At 46.4% G+C, this 21,451-nt stretch carries 21 protein-coding genes and 1 pseudogene; 9 read left to right on the plus strand and 13 right to left on the minus strand.

Translation table 11 applies throughout. The features are described from left to right. Nucleotides 1–79 precede the first annotated feature (79 nt). Nucleotides 80–916: pseudogene (locus QUB44_RS04795) on the minus strand (NB-ARC domain-containing protein); the annotation flags it as partial. A 296-nt stretch (nucleotides 917–1,212) separates the two neighbouring features. Here QUB44_RS04795 and QUB44_RS04800 point away from each other — a divergent pair. Next, nucleotides 1,213–1,944, plus strand: coding sequence for a hypothetical protein (locus QUB44_RS04800; protein WP_333363819.1), 732 nt, complete (start codon nucleotides 1,213–1,215; stop codon nucleotides 1,942–1,944). Here the strand turns inward: QUB44_RS04800 and QUB44_RS04805 are convergent. The 4 genes from QUB44_RS04805 to QUB44_RS04820 all read right to left on the minus strand — a co-directional run bounded on the left by QUB44_RS04805 (nucleotide 1,941) and on the right by QUB44_RS04820 (nucleotide 3,505). Further along, on the minus strand, nucleotides 1,941–2,090 hold the full coding sequence (locus QUB44_RS04805; protein WP_333363822.1) for a hypothetical protein: 150 nt from the start codon (nucleotides 2,088–2,090) through the stop codon (nucleotides 1,941–1,943). The two genes, QUB44_RS04800 and QUB44_RS04805, sit on opposite strands and share 4 nt — an antisense overlap. Before the next feature lie 17 nt (nucleotides 2,091–2,107). Then, entirely contained in the window at nucleotides 2,108–2,317 is a 210-nt protein-coding gene (locus QUB44_RS04810; RefSeq protein ID WP_333363825.1) for a type II toxin-antitoxin system Phd/YefM family antitoxin, read from the minus strand. 47 nt (nucleotides 2,318–2,364) lie between these two features. Beyond that, on the minus strand, nucleotides 2,365–2,580 hold the full coding sequence (locus tag QUB44_RS04815) for a hypothetical protein (protein WP_333363827.1): 216 nt from the start codon (nucleotides 2,578–2,580) through the stop codon (nucleotides 2,365–2,367). 223 nt (nucleotides 2,581–2,803) lie between these two features. Further along, nucleotides 2,804–3,505, minus strand: a complete 702-nt coding sequence (locus QUB44_RS04820; RefSeq protein ID WP_333203674.1) for an alpha/beta fold hydrolase — start codon at nucleotides 3,503–3,505, stop codon at nucleotides 2,804–2,806. A 152-nt stretch (nucleotides 3,506–3,657) separates the two neighbouring features. Here QUB44_RS04820 and QUB44_RS04825 point away from each other — a divergent pair, with 152 nt between their 5' ends. Further along, the gene (locus tag QUB44_RS04825; protein ID WP_333053933.1) at nucleotides 3,658–4,137 is read left to right on the plus strand and encodes an NUDIX domain-containing protein; all 480 of its coding nucleotides are present in this window, start codon (nucleotides 3,658–3,660) and stop codon (nucleotides 4,135–4,137) included. A 627-nt stretch (nucleotides 4,138–4,764) separates the two neighbouring features. Further along, entirely contained in the window at nucleotides 4,765–6,513 is a 1,749-nt protein-coding gene (locus tag QUB44_RS04830; RefSeq protein WP_333363830.1) for a hypothetical protein, read from the plus strand. 246 nt (nucleotides 6,514–6,759) lie between these two features. Here QUB44_RS04830 and QUB44_RS04835 read toward each other — a convergent pair whose 3' ends face one another. Both QUB44_RS04835 and QUB44_RS04840 read right to left on the minus strand, forming a co-directional pair. After that, nucleotides 6,760–7,497 carry a methyltransferase domain-containing protein gene (locus QUB44_RS04835; protein WP_333162374.1) on the minus strand — a complete coding sequence of 246 codons (738 nt, stop codon included), beginning with the start codon at nucleotides 7,495–7,497 and terminating at the stop codon, nucleotides 6,760–6,762. A gap of 7 nt (nucleotides 7,498–7,504) precedes the next feature. Next, nucleotides 7,505–7,702 carry a hypothetical protein gene (locus QUB44_RS04840; RefSeq protein WP_333030091.1) on the minus strand — a complete coding sequence of 66 codons (198 nt, stop codon included), beginning with the start codon at nucleotides 7,700–7,702 and terminating at the stop codon, nucleotides 7,505–7,507. Between the two features lie 403 nt (nucleotides 7,703–8,105). On the opposite strand from QUB44_RS04840, the gene QUB44_RS04845 reads away from it, so the two are divergent. Together QUB44_RS04845 and QUB44_RS04850 are read left to right on the plus strand one after the other, a co-directional pair. After that, complete coding sequence (locus tag QUB44_RS04845) at nucleotides 8,106–9,344, plus strand: transposase (protein ID WP_333363833.1); 1,239 nt, start codon at nucleotides 8,106–8,108, stop codon at nucleotides 9,342–9,344. Between the two features lie 252 nt (nucleotides 9,345–9,596). Next, nucleotides 9,597–12,140: a mannose-1-phosphate guanyltransferase gene (locus QUB44_RS04850; protein ID WP_333363836.1), complete on the plus strand. Its 2,544-nt coding sequence runs from the start codon at nucleotides 9,597–9,599 to the stop codon at nucleotides 12,138–12,140. A gap of 86 nt (nucleotides 12,141–12,226) precedes the next feature. Here the strand turns inward: QUB44_RS04850 and QUB44_RS04855 are convergent, their stop codons facing one another. Beyond that, on the minus strand, nucleotides 12,227–12,358 hold the full coding sequence (locus QUB44_RS04855; RefSeq protein ID WP_333162380.1) for a hypothetical protein: 132 nt from the start codon (nucleotides 12,356–12,358) through the stop codon (nucleotides 12,227–12,229). 9 nt (nucleotides 12,359–12,367) lie between these two features. On the opposite strand from QUB44_RS04855, the gene QUB44_RS04860 reads away from it, so the two are divergent. After that, nucleotides 12,368–12,925, plus strand: coding sequence for a single-stranded DNA-binding protein (locus QUB44_RS04860; protein WP_333152004.1), 558 nt, complete (start codon nucleotides 12,368–12,370; stop codon nucleotides 12,923–12,925). A gap of 175 nt (nucleotides 12,926–13,100) precedes the next feature. Here QUB44_RS04860 and QUB44_RS04865 read toward each other — a convergent pair whose 3' ends face one another. Then, the gene (locus QUB44_RS04865) at nucleotides 13,101–13,448 is read right to left on the minus strand and encodes a hypothetical protein (RefSeq protein ID WP_333363839.1); all 348 of its coding nucleotides are present in this window, start codon (nucleotides 13,446–13,448) and stop codon (nucleotides 13,101–13,103) included. A 362-nt stretch (nucleotides 13,449–13,810) separates the two neighbouring features. Further along, nucleotides 13,811–14,494: a lipoyl(octanoyl) transferase LipB gene (gene lipB, locus QUB44_RS04870; protein ID WP_333363841.1), complete on the minus strand. Its 684-nt coding sequence runs from the start codon at nucleotides 14,492–14,494 to the stop codon at nucleotides 13,811–13,813. A gap of 151 nt (nucleotides 14,495–14,645) precedes the next feature. Between lipB and hpf the strand changes: the two genes are divergently transcribed. Beyond that, the gene (hpf, locus tag QUB44_RS04875; RefSeq protein WP_333162386.1) at nucleotides 14,646–15,299 is read left to right on the plus strand and encodes a ribosome hibernation-promoting factor, HPF/YfiA family; all 654 of its coding nucleotides are present in this window, start codon (nucleotides 14,646–14,648) and stop codon (nucleotides 15,297–15,299) included. Between the two features lie 622 nt (nucleotides 15,300–15,921). Continuing rightward, complete coding sequence (locus QUB44_RS04880; RefSeq protein WP_333363844.1) at nucleotides 15,922–16,533, plus strand: hypothetical protein; 612 nt, start codon at nucleotides 15,922–15,924, stop codon at nucleotides 16,531–16,533. Between the two features lie 486 nt (nucleotides 16,534–17,019). Here the strand turns inward: QUB44_RS04880 and QUB44_RS04885 are convergent, their stop codons facing one another. The 3 genes from QUB44_RS04885 to QUB44_RS04895 all read right to left on the minus strand — a co-directional run bounded on the left by QUB44_RS04885 (nucleotide 17,020) and on the right by QUB44_RS04895 (nucleotide 19,854). Next, a complete protein-coding gene (locus QUB44_RS04885) occupies nucleotides 17,020–17,478 on the minus strand; it encodes a peroxiredoxin (protein ID WP_333363846.1) in 459 nt (152 codons plus the stop codon). A gap of 529 nt (nucleotides 17,479–18,007) precedes the next feature. Next, nucleotides 18,008–18,904: a metal ABC transporter permease gene (locus QUB44_RS04890; RefSeq protein WP_333363849.1), complete on the minus strand. Its 897-nt coding sequence runs from the start codon at nucleotides 18,902–18,904 to the stop codon at nucleotides 18,008–18,010. A 140-nt stretch (nucleotides 18,905–19,044) separates the two neighbouring features. After that, nucleotides 19,045–19,854: a metal ABC transporter ATP-binding protein gene (locus tag QUB44_RS04895; protein ID WP_445299868.1), complete on the minus strand. Its 810-nt coding sequence runs from the start codon at nucleotides 19,852–19,854 to the stop codon at nucleotides 19,045–19,047. Between the two features lie 102 nt (nucleotides 19,855–19,956). Here QUB44_RS04895 and QUB44_RS04900 point away from each other — a divergent pair, with 102 nt between their 5' ends. Next, entirely contained in the window at nucleotides 19,957–21,192 is a 1,236-nt protein-coding gene (locus QUB44_RS04900) for a metal ABC transporter substrate-binding protein (protein ID WP_445299869.1), read from the plus strand. Nucleotides 21,193–21,451: the final 259 nt, after the last annotated feature.

Raw genomic sequence — 21,451 nt, forward strand, 5'->3', positions numbered from 1 at the left:
TTTTGCCCAAAAATAGCTCAAAACCTCTGCCTAGCATTTATGAGTATTTGTACTCATCGCAAAAGTGACACGCTCCCAAGCAGCTTTGATGGGATAATTTTTCTATTTGTTTGAATAAAGAGCGATATTCTTCGGATTCTGGTTTATATTTTCCTGCCAATTCTCCCCTACAGAAAAGGTTGTGAACGTCATCTAAGACGATTAAACAGCGATGGTTTTGTAAATACTTAATCAGCGGTAAGCGTTTTTGGTTTGTTGGGGATGAATCTTCTTTTTCGGAATGGCAAAAAAGCTGTATTAGGTTAGATTTAAATTTTTCTAGGGTGGGGAATTCGTCTAGTGTGTACCAAACTGCGTACTCAAACTCGTCTTTAATTTGTTGTACGAGTTGTACTGCTAGGGATGTTTTGCCGATACCGCTGATGCCGGTGAGGGTGATGAGGCGACAGCGTTGTTGTAGAATCCAGGTGGTGAGGGTTTGGAGTTCGGGAGTGCGATCGAAGAGATCGCCTAATTCTGGCATCTCGCTTAAATCTTGATGCGATGTTTCTTGATTTGATGGGTGTGAGTTTGGTATGCTTGGTGGGTGTCTGGATTCTCCACAGGCGTTAAAGATACCAATCCCTACAACGTCTTTTGCAAAATTCGAGACATTTGAAACTTGCCACCTCTCCATTGCCGATCGAAAATTTGTTTTATTAACATCTTCTCCCAACTCTTCTGAAAGTATTTGCCATAATTCCGATCCGATTTCCCTGATGCGACTTTCAGAACAGTCAAAATCTTTCGCTATTTCTTTGTATTTCTCGCGTTGTATAGTTCCCCGCAGTACCGCTGCTTGTAAATCGTCAAGGTGCTGACCTGTTTTCTCGAAAACTATGCGATCGGCGACATTTAACATTTCTTTAAGATTCATCTGGCAGGGAGATGCGAGAGTTTTGTGTATTGTAGCTCACAACTGCCAACATTTTCGTACATTTTCGTACATTTTATTACCTTTTTGTACAAAATTAGATTAAACAGAGTGAAATTGGCGACAAAGTGGCGACAAAATAGAACATTTTTTTGGTAGACAAACGTTGAACATATAAAACAGAATAGAATAAGTATTTAAGAATAAATTCCTGCGTATTCTGTAAATAACGGATGGTTAGACATCAAAGTTTATAAGGTATCCAGGGTTGTCACAACAAGTATATGGAGGTAAGTGTCATGGAAATTGTGCAATTAGTATTCTACTTCGTTCTGGGTCTTCTCGCTCTCGCGGTTGGTATTTATTTCATTTTTTCTCCGTTTGCTTTGATTATTGGGTTATTTAACCCCCGTATAGTTCTTGACGATAAGAAACCGCAAACTCGAATGAGAGTTTTAAAACGTTATGGCGTTACCAGCGTTATTATTTTTGGGATTGGTTTGGGTACATTATCTTCTGCTGCCGCTGAAGATAGCGCCTATAGGACAGACTATTCCGTCTCTTCTACAACATCCAGCTATGCACCCAAAATTCAAGAAACTATCCTAGCTTCGACACCTGTTGAAACAGAAACTTGGATTAATGTGAGAGGTAATCGGGCGGTTCAAGTAGATAGTATTGAAACAATAGATCGCATTGCTCCTAATAATAGTTTTTTCAAGCCAGTAGAAGCACAAGGCGGTCAACTTGTTATGGTTGAGCTAAAAATTAAAAACACAGGACAAGAATCTGGTAGTATGGCATGGTCTAATTACCAGTTGATTGATAGCCTGGGGCGGAAATATGACGAGATTAAGGACTTCTCAGAAACCTTAACTATTAAGGAATGGCTTAAGGGAAATGGCAGAGAAGAGTCTAGTAATCAGTTATTTCCAGGACAAATTATCGAGGCTGTTAAAATATTTCGCGTCGCCAGTGATGCTGCGGATTTTAAATTAACAGTTAATGGTAAGCAGATCGCCATTAACTAGCTTGCTTTTTTCGTAGCCCAAATGCTAATTGGACTCAGCCAAAGTTCAGTATTAGGATCGGCGATCGCGGTTTGAAGTTGAAGCGATAGGCGTTGATCGCCGAGTAAATACCAAAGCCAAATGTGGGTATCGAGTAAAAGTTTCATTCCAAAACTTCGCACAGTTAGGCGACAGGAGCAATTAAATCTCCTAATATTTCACCGCTTCCTTTCATTGTGCCAAACACGGGGCGTGGGGTTTGGGTAGTGGCAGGATAGATAATCACTAATGGTTTCCCTTCATGGATGATGGTGAGGGGGGTTTTGGTACGTTCGACCTCTATAAATAGAGTCTGGAGGCTTTGGGGTAATTCAGTCGTGGTAATTTGTGCCATTTGTTCACCTTTCACAATCTTATTCTATTACTATGATAAGGCGAGGATTAGACGGAAAGCGATGCTTGAGTGAAAAAAGAGCGATCGCCCCTCACACCAAATACCAAACACTGCGATGATTGTACAGAGTGCGATCGCACATAATCATCATCCCTAATTTGCGATCGACCTCCGGCATCAATTCTCAACAAAGCATCCGGCTGAAATTCGTTATCTGCGTCCAAGCGCACAGTAGCATGGTCGCCCAATTCCACCCCAGCCAACGTAGAATTTGATTGTGTGGTTCGCCGTGACTTCTGAATCTTACCGATGATGCCACAGAAAATATTTTTTCACTCTATTGAGTTAGCGATAAAAATTCAAGCAAACATAGCATCGCGGGGGCGAGTTTGACCGCACTAAACTAGCTCCTTCAAATTCTAACAAATCCGCCCCTTAAACCTTCTGCTTCTTCCTTCGCGTCCTTCGCGTCTTCGCGGTTCATTTCTAACGCAAATACTCAATCCAAGCCGGCAAAACCTCCGGCGAACCGTACCACTTCCCCGGAGAACGAGGCGAATGCCAAACCCCCTCCAACACCAGATTTTCGGCCCCATCCAAAACAGCAGCTTCCACCGGCGTAATTCCATCTCCCCAAGTTTCGCCCTTCCCCACAGTCAATTCGTAACTTTTATAAGCCAGCCAAGTCCCAAAACCGCGCTTGCCAAAAACAGCCTTCCCAGCAGCGCACACGTAGCGCACCTGCGGGTGAAAAGCCCCCGGATAGTGAATTTTGACAAAATCTAGATTTTTGCGCGTCCAGCGCTCTTGAGAGACGTGCGGCGTGCCTAAAGTGATTAAAGTATTCACATAAGGGTGAGCTTCCCACAAACCCGCATCCTCAAGCACGTCGCCGTGAATCGTGTAAGGCTTTTCGCCCAAATAGATGCGAGAAATCCAGCCGCCGGCGGAATGACCGACGAGATTGATCTGGGGAACCCCGTATTGCTGTAACATTTGTTTGACCGTGCGATCGAGCTGTCGCAAAATTGGCACCATCGACCGCCCACCAAAAGTCGGCAACCAATCTCCCTTGCCCAGAGGCACTGTTACTGTTGGAAAACCTCGATCGACCAAAGACTTTTCTAATTCGCGATAGTCGGAAGCAGCAGCAAAATATCCTGGTAAAATCACGGTTGGTAATGGCATTGTCAATTTTAGATTTTAGATTGTAGATTTTAGATTTTGCGGCCGGAGTGCTACGATCTGTTTTTCAAGTTCAAAGACACTTGCCGAAGCATCCTTTGGATTGCTAACATCTGCCGCTCCTTTAACCTTTTGCTTAGGGAATATCTACTTCTATGGCTCGCGAGCCGATTCAAACATGGTATTTTACCCTAGTTGTCGTTCACTTAGAAGACCGTTTTCTACTGGTACAAGAGCGCAAGTACGAGCAGCAGTGGTATCTCCCAGCAGGGCGAGTGGAAAAAGGGGAGACTTTGCTCGAAGCTGCTATGCGTAATACCTTTGAGGAAGCGGGCATTTCCATCATCGTTGAGGGAATTCTCCGGGTAGAGCACACAGTGATGCCTAGGGGCAATGTGCGCCTCCGAGTCATTTTTGTGGCTCGTCCACAAGATAAGACGCCGCCCAAGAGTAAGCCGGATGAGCATACTTTGTGCGCGGGCTGGTATTCTCTCAAGGAATTAGACCAGTTGTCGTTGCGGGGAGAGGAAGTTCGAGAAATGTTTCAATATATGGCAAGCGGCGCTCCAATTTATCCCATCGACTTGCTCACCATCGAGGGAGCTCCTTTTAAAAATTACCGCTATCGCTGGTGAATCCATCGATTTTGGATTTTGGATTTTGGATTGAGTAATTACTTCCACGGATGAATCCGGTTGTGTAACCGAATTGGAAACAGGGGTCGATCCGTTCGCTCGATCGTGTTTAATGAATTAGTGGCGCTCCAGATCCCGAAAAAAGACGGTATAGCAGCGGCGCAGTCTGTTTTCTCCATCGCCCCAGTCCGGCCCGTCTGACGCCCCGCTCACCATTCTCAACAATATCTGAGAAACCGCGTATAGGATTCGGCCAAAGGCAGTAGGCAAGAAAAACAATGGTTTCAGCAATTAACAACGTCCTCACCCTATTGGCGGTTGCTATAACAGCGTTGAACCAGCCCAAAAACCCGGTTTCTCGGCTTGAGTGCTGGATGTGAGGGTCGCGAAATCTTAATAAAAGTCGATCGGGCAATTTCGATACCGACCGTGCTAAAATTATACCTTTGAATTCCCAACCTCTCCTCATTAAAACGAATTCACACTCAATCACAACCACAACAATATAAATTACCAATCCCCCAATCTAAAATCTAACCATCCCCCAATCCCCCAATCTAAAATCTAAAATCTAACCATCTCCTAATCCCCCAATCTAAAATCTAAAATCTAAAATCTAAAATTTAAATGACTGACTCTTCCTCCCTAGCCAACACCCTCTCCGAACCGCTGCGCCAGCCTTTTTGGTGGGCAGCCCTAGCTTCTGTCAGCCTGCACGGAGTCCTCGGAGTAAGCGCCCCGACGCTCTCAAACATATTTTATGGTGGAAATTCCTCAAAAAATATCCCCGGTTCTGTCGGCTTAGTAGAACTAACTCCTGCAGAAGCCGGCCGCCTGCCACAAACCATACCACCGAAACCGTCAAATACGCGATTTACGCCATTTTCGATCGCACCAGTTCCTCTTCGACCAGGGCCAAAGTTAGCTCCGCCCTTGCCCCCCCCACCTGATACCATCAACTTGCCCGCCATGCCGCCGGGAATGCCCCCTCCTGGATTCTTTTCCCCTCTGCCTCCTTCCCCTCTCCCGCCATTCACGGCCCCAATAGCCCCGCCACCTCCCAAGACTCAATCCCCAACAGTCAGAGCCCCCTCCCAGCCAATACCTACTTTCGTCCCACCCGTACCTCCCAGCGGTTTCCTTTTCCCACCCTTACCTGGTAATTTTGATCGCAATATCCCGCCACCACCATCGCTGCCAGAAGCGCCCCCGCTTCCAGGCGGCGGCTCGGAAGACGAAGCAGAGGCGCTCAAAAGGATTATAGCCAGTAGAGGCGGACTCCCACTATTTCCAGACGGAGCTCCAGTCTTTACCCCGGAATTCCCAATTGGCAGGAATGTCGGACCCGATGGAGTACCAAAATTGACTCAAAAAGATCCCAATAAAAGGAATCTCATCGCAGAAACTCCCGAAGAAAGAATCAGGAGGCAACAATTTGAAGAAGGACAGCGACAGCTAGGACAGCCCGGACAACCCGGTTCAAACTCATCCACCGACACAGCGGCACAGCAAACTGCGTTTGTAACTAACTATCGTGCTTTGTTTGACAGATTCCAAAAGGCTTATCCTGACTTGGAAATGACGGGATCGACTCCTGTGAATGTCCCTTATCCCGTAACAGCTTGCTCGCAAAAACTCCAAGGAACTGCTGTTTTTGGAGCAGTTGTCAGCCCTCAAGGCTTGCTCAAGGCCGAGCCACAGCCGATCGTCCCCACGGGTTACGGTATTCTCGATAATGCGGCTAAAATTGCGATTATTAGCCCTTCTCTAACATTTGAAGCAGCCACCACGCACAAGCTTTACCAACTGGCTGTCGAGTTTAAGTACGACGAAAAAGTTTGCAGTGGCATTCCTGTCACCCCAACCAGGCCCAACCCACCAGGTCAGCAGCAGCCAGCGCCCGCCCCCACAGCGCCCAGCAGACCAACAGGCCAGCCGCCCTCCCCAGCGCCTACAGAAGTGAAACCGCAGTTTGAGAAGCCGCCGGCCCCTTCAAACAAACCGCAGCCAGGGGATCAACCGTCGCCGCCCGCACCCAAGCCTGCGGCTCAACCTTCGCCCTCGCCTGAACCGAAGCCAGCCGCGGAACAGTCGCCTTCTCCTCAACCGCAGCCCGCCGAAGAGTCCCCGCAGCCGGAAGCAGCGCCATCTCCTGCCGCCGAAGAGTCTCCGCAGCCGGAAGCAGCGCCATCTCCTGCCGCCGAAGAGTCCCCGCAGCCCGAAGCTGCACCATCTCCGGCCCCGGAAGTGTCGCCATCTCCTGCAGCCGAAGTGTCGCCATCTCCTGCAGCCGAAGTGTCGCCGTCACCATCCCCGGAAGTGTCGCCGTCACCCTCGCCGGAAGCTGCGCCATCTCCTGCGGCTACCGAAAATTAATTGGGCGTCGGTAATTGGTAATCCGGTATGGGAATAGGTAATATCCAATCTGCTTGCTTCACTATTGTGAGTTAGTAGTTAGTAGGGTGCGTTAGCTTGAATATTTGTTGCTTTTCAAACTAATCTGTACTTGCTGACTTACCCTACTTTCTCCACTAAGAATGAAGTAGTTTTTTGTCCGGCAGAGCAAGCTTTGGATGATTGAATTTTTGAGTAAAAAGCTAATTACATATTCCCCTTAACCTCTCAATTGTATTGAACTTTATACATTTGAAATAAGTCGCCGCTTTGCTTTTTTACTACCTTAGCGCCCGCAGCTTTAATCATTTTTTCCCAATCTTCTATTGTCTCTAAAAATACTTCGCCGGCTCTATAAGTTTCCAAAATTGCCCAATCTTCTGCTAAAGGAGCATCAGGGCTGAGGACATCAAAAACAAAATGACCGCCCGGTTTGAGTACCCGCTTTACTTCTCCCATGACAATACTCCAATAGTCTATGGGATAGTAACAGCTAAAGCCTGTAGCGAGGCATAAATCGAACTGAGCCTCCTCGTAATTTAACTGGTGAGCGGGGGCCCATTCTACGCCTTTGAACAGCTTAGAATTGAGCTGAGGGCCGCGAGCGTTTAAGGCGTCTCGCGCTGCGCTGCTGATTTCTTGACCGTAAAAATAGGCTTCCCAATCCCGCCAAGGGTAGATCAGAAAGCTGACTCCGCAGCCTATGTCTAAACAGCGCTGATTTTTTTGAGGTTTGGCAATTTTCCAGAAGGGAGAAACTGTTTTTGCTTGGAGAGTTCCTGCAACTGATTCCAGGAAAATTGGCATTGCTTCGACTTCTTCGGGTAAGGCGAAAGCTTCTCCTCGGTATTCGCGATCGAACCGGGCAGCAACCTGCGATAGTAAAACTTGCCAGCTATCTGATTTGCCTTTGGCAAACCAAGTTTGCTCCTGGCCCGCGACTGGGCGTTCGGACTTTTTAGACATTCTTGAATTACCTTTTAGAAGCTTTGAGAGCTTTTGTAAAGTTTTGGCGGTAAGGCTTATTAAAAATTAACGCGGGCCAGAGCAGGGAGAGCTTCAGGCGATTTGCAAAACTTCGATCGAAGTTAGTGCGATCGAAACCATTCCAAAATTTCCAAATACCGCCACCGTAAGCGATCAGCAATGCCAAGCTAATTAACGTACTCATTTAAAAAACCCCTAAGCAATGGATAGGATTTTGGGTCAGCTAGTCAAAGCGCTACCCTTAATCTATCATTTATCAGACGCCAAGGCGCAGCGATAGCTGTAGTAATTCCACCTTCAGAAAGAGACTGCAAAATCCCCGCTGGCCACAAACTTAAAAATAACACCCCCGAAATAGCTTTCACCGAGCAAGCAAGAAGGGACTTCTGCCAAAAGTCGAGGATTCTGAGGACTTATACCATTTTAGATGGAAGAATTAAAGAATTGGTAATGACTGATGAGAGAAGGGTTCCGAGCACGGGCCTATAGTTGCATTCTGTTTTTTAACTGGTATTGTAAAACTTTATTGACTTTATGGCCATTAATAGCCATTTCTAGTATAGCATAGTCAAAATGACGGTACAACAATGCAGCTAGTTGAAAAGCACATTATCGATCGAACCCACTGGCTATACAAGCAGCTAGATAATTTGTGCTTTCTCTCGAAGAATCTTTTCAACTACGCTAACTACCTAATCAGACAAAAATTTATCATCTCAGGAGAATACCTCGACTATTACAAAATACAGAAACTATGTCAGGGAACGACTGACTATCTAGCATTACCAGCCAAAGTATCTCAGCAAGTATTATTGAGATTAAATGAAAGCTGGCAATCATTTTTTGAAGCTACCAAGGAATATGCCATCCATCCAGAGAAATTCAAAGCCCGACCAAAAATACCCAAGTACAAACACAAAACATTAGGCAGAAATGTCCTGACTTACACCGCTCAATCCATCAGTAAAGAATGGCTCAAGAAAGGAATCATCAATCTCTCGAAAACCCAGATATTTCTGACTACTAAAGTTAGGGTCGTAAATCAAGTCAGAATCGTCCCAAAAACTTACCATTACTCGATGGAGGTAGTTTATGAACCCAAGGATGTAAGTCAATCATCATCAGGTAGAGAAGGGATAGCAGGAATTGATATGGGGCTCAATAATTTAGCGACAATTACATCCAATCAAAAAGGGTGGGTTCCGCTGATAATAAATGGCAAACCCCTCAAATCAATCAATGCTTACTATCACAAAAATAAGACAGTGTTTCAGTCATACTTGAAGGGGGAAAGAAAGACATCAATCAAAATTGAACAATTAACTCACAAGCGGAATGTAAAAGTAGATAATTACCTGCATAATGCAAGTCGATTCATCATCAATCATCTGGTAGCTAACCGAATCGGGACACTGGTGATTGGTAAAAACGATAACTGGAAACAGGGAATAAATCTCGGCAAGCGGAATAATCAGAACTTCGTAGCCATACCTCATGCAAGGTTTATTGAAATGCTAACTTATAAAGCGCAGTTAACAGGAATCGTTGTGAAGGTTATTGAAGAAAGTTACACTTCAAAGTGTTCTTTTTTAGATAATGAACCTTGTGTCAAGCATTCGGAGTATAAAGGTAAACGCATTAAGCGAGGGTTGTTTCGTGCTGGTGACGGCAGACTGATTAATGCGGATGTCAATGGCAGCGCTAACATTGTCAAAAAAGCATTTCCCAACGCTTTTGCCGAGGGAATACAGGGCGTGGTAGTACGTCCGGTGAGGGTCACACCTTACAAAATGGTTGTCCGAGGCAAGTGTAATATTTGCCTATAAAACCTGTAACTATTACCCAACATCCCCTACAAATCCGAGCTCGACCGGGGGATTGGTGCGATGCCGCAAGTTCTAATTCGGTTGAAATCGGTTGCTGTTGGGGGACGGCCAAGCCCAACGGGATTTCACAGACGTGTCACTACTCGAAGATAATTAACTAAGAACTGATAGCTCGCGGCCGACGAATTACAGCAGGCAAACTTTTTCTAGCGGACAATAGCGGTAGAGAGCTTTTTAAGCAAGGAGGATTTTATGCGTGCAGTGCTGATGGCTGGGGGATCGGGAACTAGGCTCAGACCCCTGACGTGCGATTTGCCCAAACCGATGGTGCCGATTCTCAATCGCCCGATCGCAGAACACATTATTAATTTGCTAAAAAGGCATCAGATTACGGAAATTATTGCGACGCTGCACTACCTTCCCGATGTCATGCGTGAATATTTTACTGACGGGGCAGAGTTTGGCGTTCAAATGACTTACGCTGTGGAGGAAGACCAACCGCTGGGTACGGCTGGTTGCGTCAAAAATATTGCTGAACTGCTCGATCGCACTTTTCTGGTCATCAGCGGCGACAGCATCACAGACTTCGACTTAACCGCAGCGATCAAATTTCACCGTAGCCAGCAATCCAAAGCCACGTTAATTTTAACTCGCGTTCCCAACCCGATGGAATTCGGGGTCGTGATTACCGAGGAAAATTACCGCATCAGTCGCTTTCTGGAAAAGCCTTCTAGCAGCGAAATTTTCTCCGATACTATCAATACCGGCATTTATATTTTAGAACCCGAAGTCTTGGATTACTTGCCGGTAAATCAGGAGTGCGACTTCTCGAAAGACTTGTTTCCCCTGCTACTGGAAAAAAACGAGCCGATGTACGGCTACATCGCCGAGGGTTACTGGTGCGATGTCGGCCAGCTAGATGTTTACCGGGAATCTCAGTACGACGCGCTGCGGGGAAAGGTCAAACTGGATTTGAGCTACTACAACGAAGTTCGATCGGGAGTTTGGGTAGGTCAGAATACTTTTATTGACGATAGCGCGATCATCGAAGTACCGGCCATGATCGGCAACAATTGCCGAATTGGAGCCCGAGTTAAACTCGATGCCGGTACAGTGCTCGGAGATAACGTGACTGTCGGGGCGGACGCTAATCTCAAACGTCCCATCGTCTGGAACGGAGCAATTATCGGTGAAGACGCTCATCTTAGGGCCTGCGTGATTTGCCGGAGCACCCGCGTAGACAGGCGCGCTCACGTCCTCGAAGGTGCTGTCGTCGGTTCAATGTCCATCGTGGGAGAAGAAGCACAAGTGGGGCCAAGCGTGCGTGTCTGGCCGAGCAAAAATATTGAATCCGGCGCTCTGTTAAATCAAAATTTAATTTGGGGAGAACAAGCTAAGCGGAATTTGTTCGGTCAGCGTGGCGTTCAAGGACTGGCAAATGTGGATGTTACCCCGGAATTTGCAGTGAAATTGGGTGCGGCTTATGGCTCGACTTTGAAACCGGGGACTGCGGTATCGGTTTCTCGTGACCAGCGCAGCATTTCGCGGATGGTTTCGAGGTCTTTGATTGCGGGTTTGATGTCGGTGGGAATTAATGTGGTCAATTTGGAATCGACGGCAATTCCGATCGCGCGCACGGTTTCGTCTACGCTGTCGATTGCTGGCGGCATTCACGTTCGCATTTCGCCCGATCGCTCCGACCACATTTTAATTGAATTCTTCGATATCAAAGGCATCAATATTACTAAAGGAGCTGAGAAAAAAATCGAGGGGGCTTATTTTAAGGAAGATTTGCGGCGAGCTCTAATTCCCGAAATTGGAGAGATGACGTACTTTAACCAAGCTCTCGATGTTTACAACCGCATTTTTGAGCGGCAGATGAATGTTGAGGCGATACGCTACAGCAATTCTAAGGTGGTAATCGATTACGTTTACGCGGTTTCTGGAGCAATTTTGCCCCAAATGCTCGCCAAGTTCGGCTGCGATGCGGTTGTTCTCAATGCCAGTCTCAAGCAGACTTCTCTAAGCAACGGAGAACGGGAATATTTGCTCGACCAACTCGGCCGGGTGGTGAAAGCACTCAGCGCTAATTTTGGAGTGCAGGTATCGGCTAACGGCGAACAGCTCATTTTGGTAGATGAGTCTGGCATAGCAATTCGCGGGGAAATGCTGACGGCGTTGATGGTAAATTTAATGCTGACTTCTCATCCCAAAGGTACAGTAGTAGTGCCGGTTCATGCGTCGTCTGCGGTGGAGGCGATCGCCCGACGCTATCAAAGCAAGGTAATCCGCACGAAGGCGAACCCAACTGCTTTGATGGAAGCCGCTAACAGGAACCCGAATGTGGTTTTGGGCGGCAGCGGCCTTATGGGTTTTATTTTCCCGCAATTGCATCCCGGATTTGACGGGATGTTCTGCATTGCTAAAGTGATAGAAATGATGACGATTCAGGAGCGATCGCTCGGACAGATCAAGGCGGAACTTCCCCGCATCACCCACCGCAGTTACAGCGTCCGCTGTCCTTGGACTATCAAGGGTTCGCTGATGCGACATTTAGTAGAAACTCATTCGCCCGATCGTTTAGAATTATTAGATGGAGTGAAGATTTTTAACTACAGCGACGACAATTGGGTATTAGTTTTACCCGATGCAAGTGAACCGACGGTTCATATCTTCGCCAACAGTGAGGATCGAGATTGGGTATCTGAAACGTTGAAGGAGTACCGCGCCCTCGTTCACGATTTTGTCAGTCAAGCCGAGGCGGCAGTTCTCCAAGATAAATTTGGTAACGTGTAATCCGTAATCGGGCATTGGGCATTGGGCATTGGCAATGGGGAATTGGTAATGCGAAAGTAAAAAAATAAAATGCGTTATTTTAAGTTTTACCTTTTTACTTGAAAGTTCATGCCCAATTCCCAATCCCGAAGTCCCTGCGCGGGCCAATTCCCAATTCCCGATGCCCAATTCCCGATGCCCAATTCCCAATTCCCAATTCCCAATTCCCAATTACGCATAGATAACAGATGAATAGCTGCATTTTGATGGCGGAAATAATTCAACAACCGCAACTACGTTATACTCCTGACAATCAACTTCAAATCGCTGAGATGCTGGTGCAGTTTCCTGGCCCAAAACCTGAAGATCCGCCCGAACATTTGAAAGTGATAGGATGGGGAAATTTTGCTCAAGAAATTCACGAGAAATATCACGAGGGCGATCGCGTGATTATTGAGGGGCGGCTGAGCATGAATACGATCGAAAGAGATGGTATTAAAGAAAAGCGCGCTGAACTGACAGCTCAAAGGATTTACAGTGTCGGGGCTGATGCCATGAGTTCGGCTCCTGCTGCTAGAACCGCCCCGGAACCGGCTCAAATTCGCGACACCGCCCCGGCTAATGTGCCGAGCAATGTAGTACCTTTAGGCTCGCGGAACCGCAGTTCTAACAGCGCTCCAAGCGGCCCTAATCGCACGTCTAGTTCGGATTGGAACTCGCATCAGTCTTCAAATTCTGAGTCCGATCGCCAGTCGGGTTCGTCTAACGAACCGGAAAATCCCGATTACGATCCGATTCCATTTTAAAAATTAGGGTGCATCACTTTACAACTGGACTGTTCGATTGAAAGTGACGCACCTTAATTTAAGGGCGATTCCCTACGGGATAGCTTCGCACGCGCGTACTTCAGGAAAAAAAGGGCGATCCTCTTCGAGGGCTGCGCTAACGAATTTGGCCCAACTACGAGCTAAATTGCAAATTTTACAGCTCGATCGTCACAATTTTTTTCTTGCTTTTTTCGTCGCGCAGCACGACTGTATTGTAGGGTGATGTATCCGTTCCCAGTGGAATTGGCAGCTTAAAGCTGCTGCTATTATGCTTAAGTTCGCCTAAATCAATGCTTTTCGTTATATTGCCATCTGTTGCCAGATAAGCGGTAAGTTCGCCTTTATAATCTTCAATCAAAAAGTCTCTGAAGAAAACGACTTCCCCACCCTCGGTATCATCGATAGCAAGGATGACCGTACCGCTAAACGTTGCGCCTTTTTGTTCTTCATCAACCGTCGCCATTTTAATTTCCGAGGGGTCTTGACCGGACATATCTGGCATAAATTTTTTCTCCTGAGTAAAGCGCAATAATTAACAAGAAGCTTACCTGACGCTAGGGGCGATCGCAAAACTCTTAGGACGTATTTCTGCATCGGTCTTGCTTCTCTCTAAGGTTAGAGAAGCAGGCGATGCAGAATTATACCACCAATCCTGTCAATTCTTGAGTCAGTAAGTACAGACGGTTAAAATGCTCTCTATAATACCCAAGTCTCGCAAACACCGCCGCGTTAATTCGATTCGATATTTAGCATCCTTACTGTTGAGTTTTTAAGTGATTGGGTGGAGAATTAAGCCTGATGTTTTTGGTAATTTAAGAGCGATCGCACTGCGATTATTAGCAGTAAGGTTGACAGCGACGCACCCTACACCTTTGATCGCACAATTTCCACTGCAAAAACGCGAGCAAACTCAGCGACAAGGATCGATCGCACTTGATCGACCTCAATTCCGGGGATAAACTGCTCTAAACTTCCAACAGGTCGATCGGGAATCCCGCAAGGTACAATTTGCCCAAAACCGGCGAGATCCGGACAAACATTTAAAGCAAAACCGTGCATCGTAATCCAGCGGCTGACTTTAATGCCGATCGCACCTACCTTGCACCCATCCACCCAAACCCCAGTCATACCGGGAACCCGCAAACCCTTCAACCCCAAAACTTCCAGCACCCCCAGCAGCACTTCCTCCAACTGCCGCAAATACCAGTGCAAATCTTGTTGGTGACGGCGCAAGTTTAAAATCGGATAGCCCACCAATTGGCCCGGACAGTGGTAAGTCACCTCGCCGCCCCGCTCAACTCGGTGCAGTTCCGGGCCAGTTTGGCTTGGGTCAAATTTCAGAAATTCCAACTTTGCTCCCATTCCCAAAGTGTAAACCGGCGGATGTTCCAGCAAAATCAGGACATCTGGCAAATCTGGCTTGTCGCGGCGTTCTTGCACGAGTTTTTGCTGAATTTCCCAAGCTTGGGAGTAGGGCACAAGTCCCCAATCGAGGAGCAAGCAAGGTTGTGCATTTAGTGGTTGATGGATTATTAGAGGAGAAACCATGCAAAAAATCAATAGTATTTTTACGGAATATTGGCCCAGCTTAAATCAAGAATTGTCAACATATAATAAAAGATTTGGAAGATAAGTGTTTTCCAGAATACATAGTGCTACTGTATAAAATATACCCAAGTTACAGAAGGGAGGGAGCTCTATGAAGCTTGTTATCCAGGGTAAAAATATAGAAATCACCGATGCGATTCGCGAGTACGTCAATCAAAAGGTTGAAAAGGCAGTTAGCCATTTTCAAACTTTGACGACAGAAGTGGACATACATCTATCGGTGGCTCGTAACCCCAGGATCAATCCTAAGCAGACTGCTGAGGTGACAATTTATGCTAACGGCAGCGTGATTCGGGCTGAGGAAAGCACGGAAAGCCTGTATGCAAGCATAGATTTGGTTGCCGACAAGATAGCTCGTCAACTGCGGAAATTTAAGGAAAAACGTCACGACAACAAAATCCAGAGTAGTGCCAAAACGGTTACGGTAGTTGAGGAACATCCTGTAGTAGCGGATCTGATTGGCGATCGAACTCCCGAACTTCCTGCTGAGGTGGTACGGACTAAGTATTTTGCTATGCCTCCAATGACTGTGCAACAAGCTTTGGAACAATTGCAGATTATCGATCACGATTTCTATATGTTCCGTAATGCGGAAACAGACGAAATTAACGTACTCTACGAACGCAAGACTCACGGTGGCTATGGAGTTATCCAACCCCGCCACAGCAACGGTAACGGTAATAGCAAAAATGGCAAAACTGCCGAAAGCGCTACATCTGAAAAATCGAGCGTTGCGAAAAGCTAGATAATTGCTGAGTGCTAATTGTTAATGGCTGCAAGCCGTTAGCAAAAAAGGACTAAAGTCCTTACTACGAACCACGAGTTTTTAGTAAGGACTTTAGTCCTTTCTTGGTTTGGATTTTTAGGGAGCATCTCAGTTTGGCAAAAAGCATTTTTTTATTATAGTGCGAGCGTCCTCCCTCGCACTGTAAATGCAAAACTGAGATGCTCCCAACTAATTGAATGGAAACTGCACAACCATGAGCCATGCCCACTACCACCTGAGCTGCCTTGTCCCCACTCGCTGGGAAAACTAATTGAATGGAAACATCAACCATAAAACGAAGGAAACTATCATGCCTCTTAATACCTCTCGTTCCGCTTTTCCTCCTCGCAATCAAGCAGTGGCTCCTAAGAAGGCCACTTCTGGCTGTATTAAAGTCAAGCTACTTCAACGTGCCAAGATTGGTGAAAACGGAGAAGTGGACCCACGGCAACGTACACAAGGACGCAATGGCTATCCTGCTACACAACGCCAAGCAGTCTTAATGAACCTAGTAGGCGTTGAGGTCAATGGGGTAATGTATCCTGACCCCAATGGTAAAGCATCCTTGCCTCCACTGAACTCACAAGATTTCAAGGAACTGATGGCTACACCATGCGGTCTGTACGTTGAGTCGTTGTTCGGTGCTGATATCAAACGTCTGCGTGCAGATATGGTTGCAGGTCTACAGCTCCCTATTACAATAGCGGACTTCGACAAAGCTGTAGCTGCCAATCGCCTCAGCACTGCTCTAGCTACAGCTAAGCCCATACTGTCCCAACTGGGATATATCACTATCCAGCAATGGACTATCGGTGATATTCTGTGGGGCTCCAAGTCTATGAGCATCAGCTTCTTAAGCGAAGCTGAAGGCGATGCTTTCGTAGCCGGGTTCAGGGCTCTACGGGTAGCTGTCGGGTTTGAGAGTGTGGCACTAGAAGCACACATCTCTCCAAAGATGTCTGTCAACGACTTGACGGTAAACGGCATACTAACTCCCAGCTACCGACCTGAAGAAGTCTACTTCAACTGGGTAGCTGTAGAAGGAGCAATGGGCCGCCAGGTCTACACCCTAGACCCTGCCAAAGCTATCAGTGGTGCTAACTACGTCCTGAATACTACCTCTGCAGCCAATGCACAAGACCTAGCCCGTCGCTCGGCATCTGCCGTCCCCACTCGCAGGGGAAACTACTTGAATGGAAACGATGAATTGTAACGAGCTAAAAATAAACGGATTCGATCTCTCCCCACTCGCTGGGGAAACTAATTGAATGGAAACAAATCGCGAATTAACTTGCTGTAATGCGACAATTTTTCTCCCTACTCGCTGGGAAAACTAATTGAATGCAAACCTAAAAAAGCAGCCCAGGTTTACATCTTGACTGCTTTCACTTTTCCCATTCAGCAGAAAACTACACTCCTGGACGCATTCATATCAAAGAAACCGGGTTTTTTACCTAATATGTGGGTGACAACGAATGATTTTCGTAAAAAAACCCGGTTTCTGACTCAATACGGTTCAGTTAAGACCGTCCGGTCAATAAAACGATATGAAAAATAGACTCTGCGATTGCTTCGTTCCTCGCAATGACAATTACTAACTGAACCGTATTGGTTTCTGACTACCCCGCGTCAGTCTCAATAACAAGCAAAAAAAAGCGGGTTCAACCGCCGAATTCGATCGCCATAATTGCCAATCCACCTAACTTTTAATAGCTTCCAAAGTTTTGAGTGCTTCTGCAACGTGTGCTTTGAAGTCTAACATGGAGTCGAAAATATGCTTGACAACGCCTTCTTTGTCAATGACATAAGTTACTCTACCGGGCATAATCCACAGGGTAGCTGGAACTCCGTATAATTGCCGCACTTTATTCCCCGTATCACTCAGCAGTGTAAAAGGTAACTGATATTTGGTGGCGAATTTCTCGTGAGACTGCTGCGAATCATCGCTAATTCCTATGACTTCTGCACCTGCGTCTTTGAAGACTTCGTAGCTATCTCGAAAAGCGCAAGCTTGGGTGGTGCATCCGGGTGTGTCGTCTTTGGGATAAAAGTAGACTATGACATTTTTTTTACCTTTAAAATCTTTGAGGCTGACTGATGTGCCAGTTTGAGATGGTAAGGTAAAATCGGGTGCGGTGTCTCCTACTTTGACTGTCATGTTTTTTTAACTTAGTAGAGCTGTTTGCGTGAAAATTTAACTTTTGTTATTGTACTGTTTTTTGTGACCAATAGTTCGCAGTTGCGATCGCCCGCTTCGGTATCATCCCATTTTTGCTTTCTCGCAATCCTCAAAAAAACCTTTTTTACCAAATCTCGATGCAGCCGACGATTCGCAGTTACGCGGATTAATTGAAGAGGCTTTTTTGAAGCGCCCATCCACAGGGATTAACGAAGATTCTGATTAACAATGGGATGGGCGGCGCTGAAGCGTTACTACTGAGATGCTGCACCATTCTCAATAAGCTTTTTATGAACAGGCAAGATGCCTGTTCCACAAGAAAATTCACTCTTTGTGGAACAGGCATCTTGCCTGTTAAGGGCCTGTTCCACAAGAAAATTCACTCTTTGTGGAACAGGCATCTTGCCTGTTAAGGGCCTGTTCCACAAGAAAATTCACTCTTTGTGGAACAGGCATCTTGCCTGTTCTTGAGAATGGTGCAAAATGTGAGTTACTACAAAGTTAGTTGTTATCGGCCTTTAGTTAAATTTTTTAATTCCCGCCAGATTGGAGGAATTTGACCGGAGTGTGTGCGTGGCTGGGTGAGGATTCCTTGAGTGGGACTGAACAGCAATGATAGCACAAATAATCCCGATGCAACTAAAACTATTGCAGGGCCGGATGGCAAGTTATAGAAGTAGCTGAGATACATTCCGCTAATGCTGGAAATAACTCCGATTATTGCGCCTAAAATCATTACTTGGTGCAGACGAGTGACTAGGAGATAGGCGGTACTTGCGGGTGTAATTAATAGGGACAAGACTAGCACTACGCCAACGGCTTTGAGGCTGGCAACTATTGTCAGGGCGATGAGTACCATCAGTCCGAAGTTGAGCAGGTTTACTGGCAAACCTGTTGCTTGCGCTCCTAATGGATCGAATGTGTAAAATAGCAGTTCTTTGTAAAAGAATACTACAACTAATAAGACTACGGCGACTATGACGGCTGTGTCGATCGCATCTTGGACAGTAACGCCGAGGATGTTGCCGAAAAGAAAGTGGTTGAGGTCGATTTTGTTGTCTTTTTGGACGATCGTAATTAAGGTGATGCCGAGGGCGAAGAATGCGGAAAATACGATGCCCATTGCGGCGTCTTCTTTGATTGTCGATCGAGCTTTGATCCAAGCTATGATTACTGTACTCAAAACTCCGGCAATGAACGCGCCGATAAAGATGTTTGCTCCGAGGATAAATGCGATCGCCAATCCGGGCAAAACCGAGTGGCTGATGGCGTCTCCGAGCAAGGCCAGCCGCTGTACCATTAGGTAGCTGCCAACGATCGCGCAGACGATGCCGACGAGAATGGCAATTATGAGCGATCGCTGCATGAATCCGTACTGCAACGGCTCAATTAAGGTTTGTAGCATAAAATTATAACATCACAGTTAACTAATGACTAACAATCAAAGCAACCGGGTTTAATCGGAGATTTATCGTTGCCAAACCCAATATTATCCAAGAAACTAGGTTCAAAAGCGTAACTCGTAGATTAATTACTGCTAGCTAATTAAGCAGCTTGTCCGGCAAAGAACATTACTTGCCCGCCGTAGGCGCGGTAAAGGTTTTCTTTGGTTAGCACTTCTTGGCGGGAACCAGCGGCAATCAATTCTGTATTGAGCAAAATTAAATCATCAAAATTGGTGATTGATTCGCCTAAGTCGTGGTTGACTACTAAGACAATTTTCCCGGCATTTGCTAGCTCGTGGAAGATGTCAAAAATGATATTTTGAGTTTTTTGGTCAACGCCGACAAACGGCTCATCAAAGCAGAAAATAGCAGCTTCTTGGGCTAAGGCTCTAGCTAGAAATACTCGCTGTTGCTGTCCGCCAGAAAGTTGTCCGATCGGTCTGTCTTTGTAAGCACTCATGCCTACTCTTTCTAAAGCATCGGCAGCGGTGCGGCGGCTAGCTGCCGAGAAGCGGCGAAACCATCCGGCTTTTCTGACTCTTCCCATCATCACGACATCCCAAACGGTGGCGGGATAGTTCCAGTCAATTTGCGATCGCTGGGGCACGTAGGCTACTGTTTCGAGTCGATCGGCGATCGCTTCTTCGCCCCAGGTAACAGTACCGCGAGCTGCCGGAATTAAGCCCAACATTGCTTTGATCAGCGTGCTTTTGCCGGCACCGTTGGGCCCAATAATACCCGTCAGCCTTCCCGGTTTGACGGAAAGATTGATATCTCTGAGTGCTTCTACCGTGCGGTAGTTTACTGCTAAGTGCTTAACAGTGATAATTTCAGTGTCGGTAGCGGCGTCTTTGAGGTGGCAAACCATTTGAGACCAAGGATTCTCGTTGGGGAAGGCGGCGGTATTCATTGCGGTGACTCTATATCCTTTTTATTAAGTTTACTGTAAAAATGAAAAGAATATGAAATCATCGGTAAATAGGAATAATCGGGAACGCACCAGAGGTAGATAATGCGACAGTCCAAGCTGGAAACCGCTCAAACCATAGGTTTTGTGGCGAAAATCTCAAGTAGGTTAAAACTTATATCTTCCACAATTCTCAACAACAGGCAAGATGCCTGTGAAGCGAAAAGTGAGTTTTCTTGTGGGGTGGGCATCCTGCCCGCCGAGACAAGAGTTATTGAGAATGGTGTCAGATGTGAATTAAAACCGACGGCAATTGTGAAGCAACTTTATAAAGGAGAGTTTAGCCGTGAGTGGGGGATTGAAACCGCCAGCCCTGGATGGGACAAGTCCAAGGTATTTTTGATCAGAACTATTGCCTGCGGCATTTTGACTTTGGGTTTATTTAGTTGCGCTCAAACTCAGGGCGATCGCCTCTCTCCAGGGGCAGATGCTAAACCGAAGGTAGTTGCTACCAGCACAATTATTGAGGATTTGACCGATCGAGTAGCGGGAGGCGAAATTCAGCTAACAGGAATTTTGCAGCCGGGAACCGATCCTCACGTTTACGAACCGGTGCCAAAAGATTCTCAAGCTTTAGAAAAAGCTAACTTAATTTTGTATAACGGTTACAATTTGGAACCGGGATTAATTAGAATGATGAATGCCGCCGGAATTAAGGCGCGGAAATTAGCAGTGGGGGAAGTTGTCAAGCCTTTGCTAATGAATAAACAAGGCAATACCGTACCCGATCCGCACGTTTGGGGAAATGTGGAAAATGTAGTTCAAATGGTGGAAGCAATTCGGGATGCGCTAATCCAACTCTCGCCGGAAGATCGGGAGAAGTTTACGCAGAATGCTGTGACACTTACTGAAGAGTTAAAACGTTTGGATAATTGGATCGAACAAGAGATTAAAACTATTCCCGAAAATAATCGCAAATTAGTCACAAGTCACGATGCTTTTCAATATTACAGCCGCGCCTACGGATTGGGAATTGCTGACAGCTTGATCGGGATTAGTACCGAAGAACAGCCGAGCGCTCAAACGGTGCAAAAGTTAGTAGAATCGGTGAAAGCTGCGGGAGTTCCTGCTATTTTTGCGGAGACTACAATTAACCCGCAACTGATTAGAACAGTGGCGGAGGAAGCGGGGGTGCAATTGGCGGCGCAGCCACTTTATTCGGATTCGATTGGGGCGGCCGGAAGCGAGGGCGATTCTTATGTGAAAATGATGTCGGCTAATACTCGCGCCATCGTCGAAGCTTTGGGGGGAAAATACACGCCGTTTGAAGTTAGCAAGTAGCAAGTATAGCCTTTCTCGGTAACATGAGGTACCCGACGTGCATAGGGCATAGGGCATAGGGCATAGGGCATACCTCACCACGCTTGAGAACCGCTATATGGTGCGTCAGAATAGTTTTATTTTCTGTGCGGATAGGGTGACAGCTAACTGATAGCCGTTTCCAACAAGAATGCAACTGTAGGTAATATCTAAACCCCAATAGTCATCATTCATTCCCAATCTAAAATCTAAAATCTAAAATCTAAAATCGTCTGACGCA

This window comes from Microcoleus sp. AT3-D2, from assembly GCF_036705715.1.
Lineage (GTDB): Bacteria > Cyanobacteriota > Cyanobacteriia > Cyanobacteriales > Microcoleaceae > Microcoleus.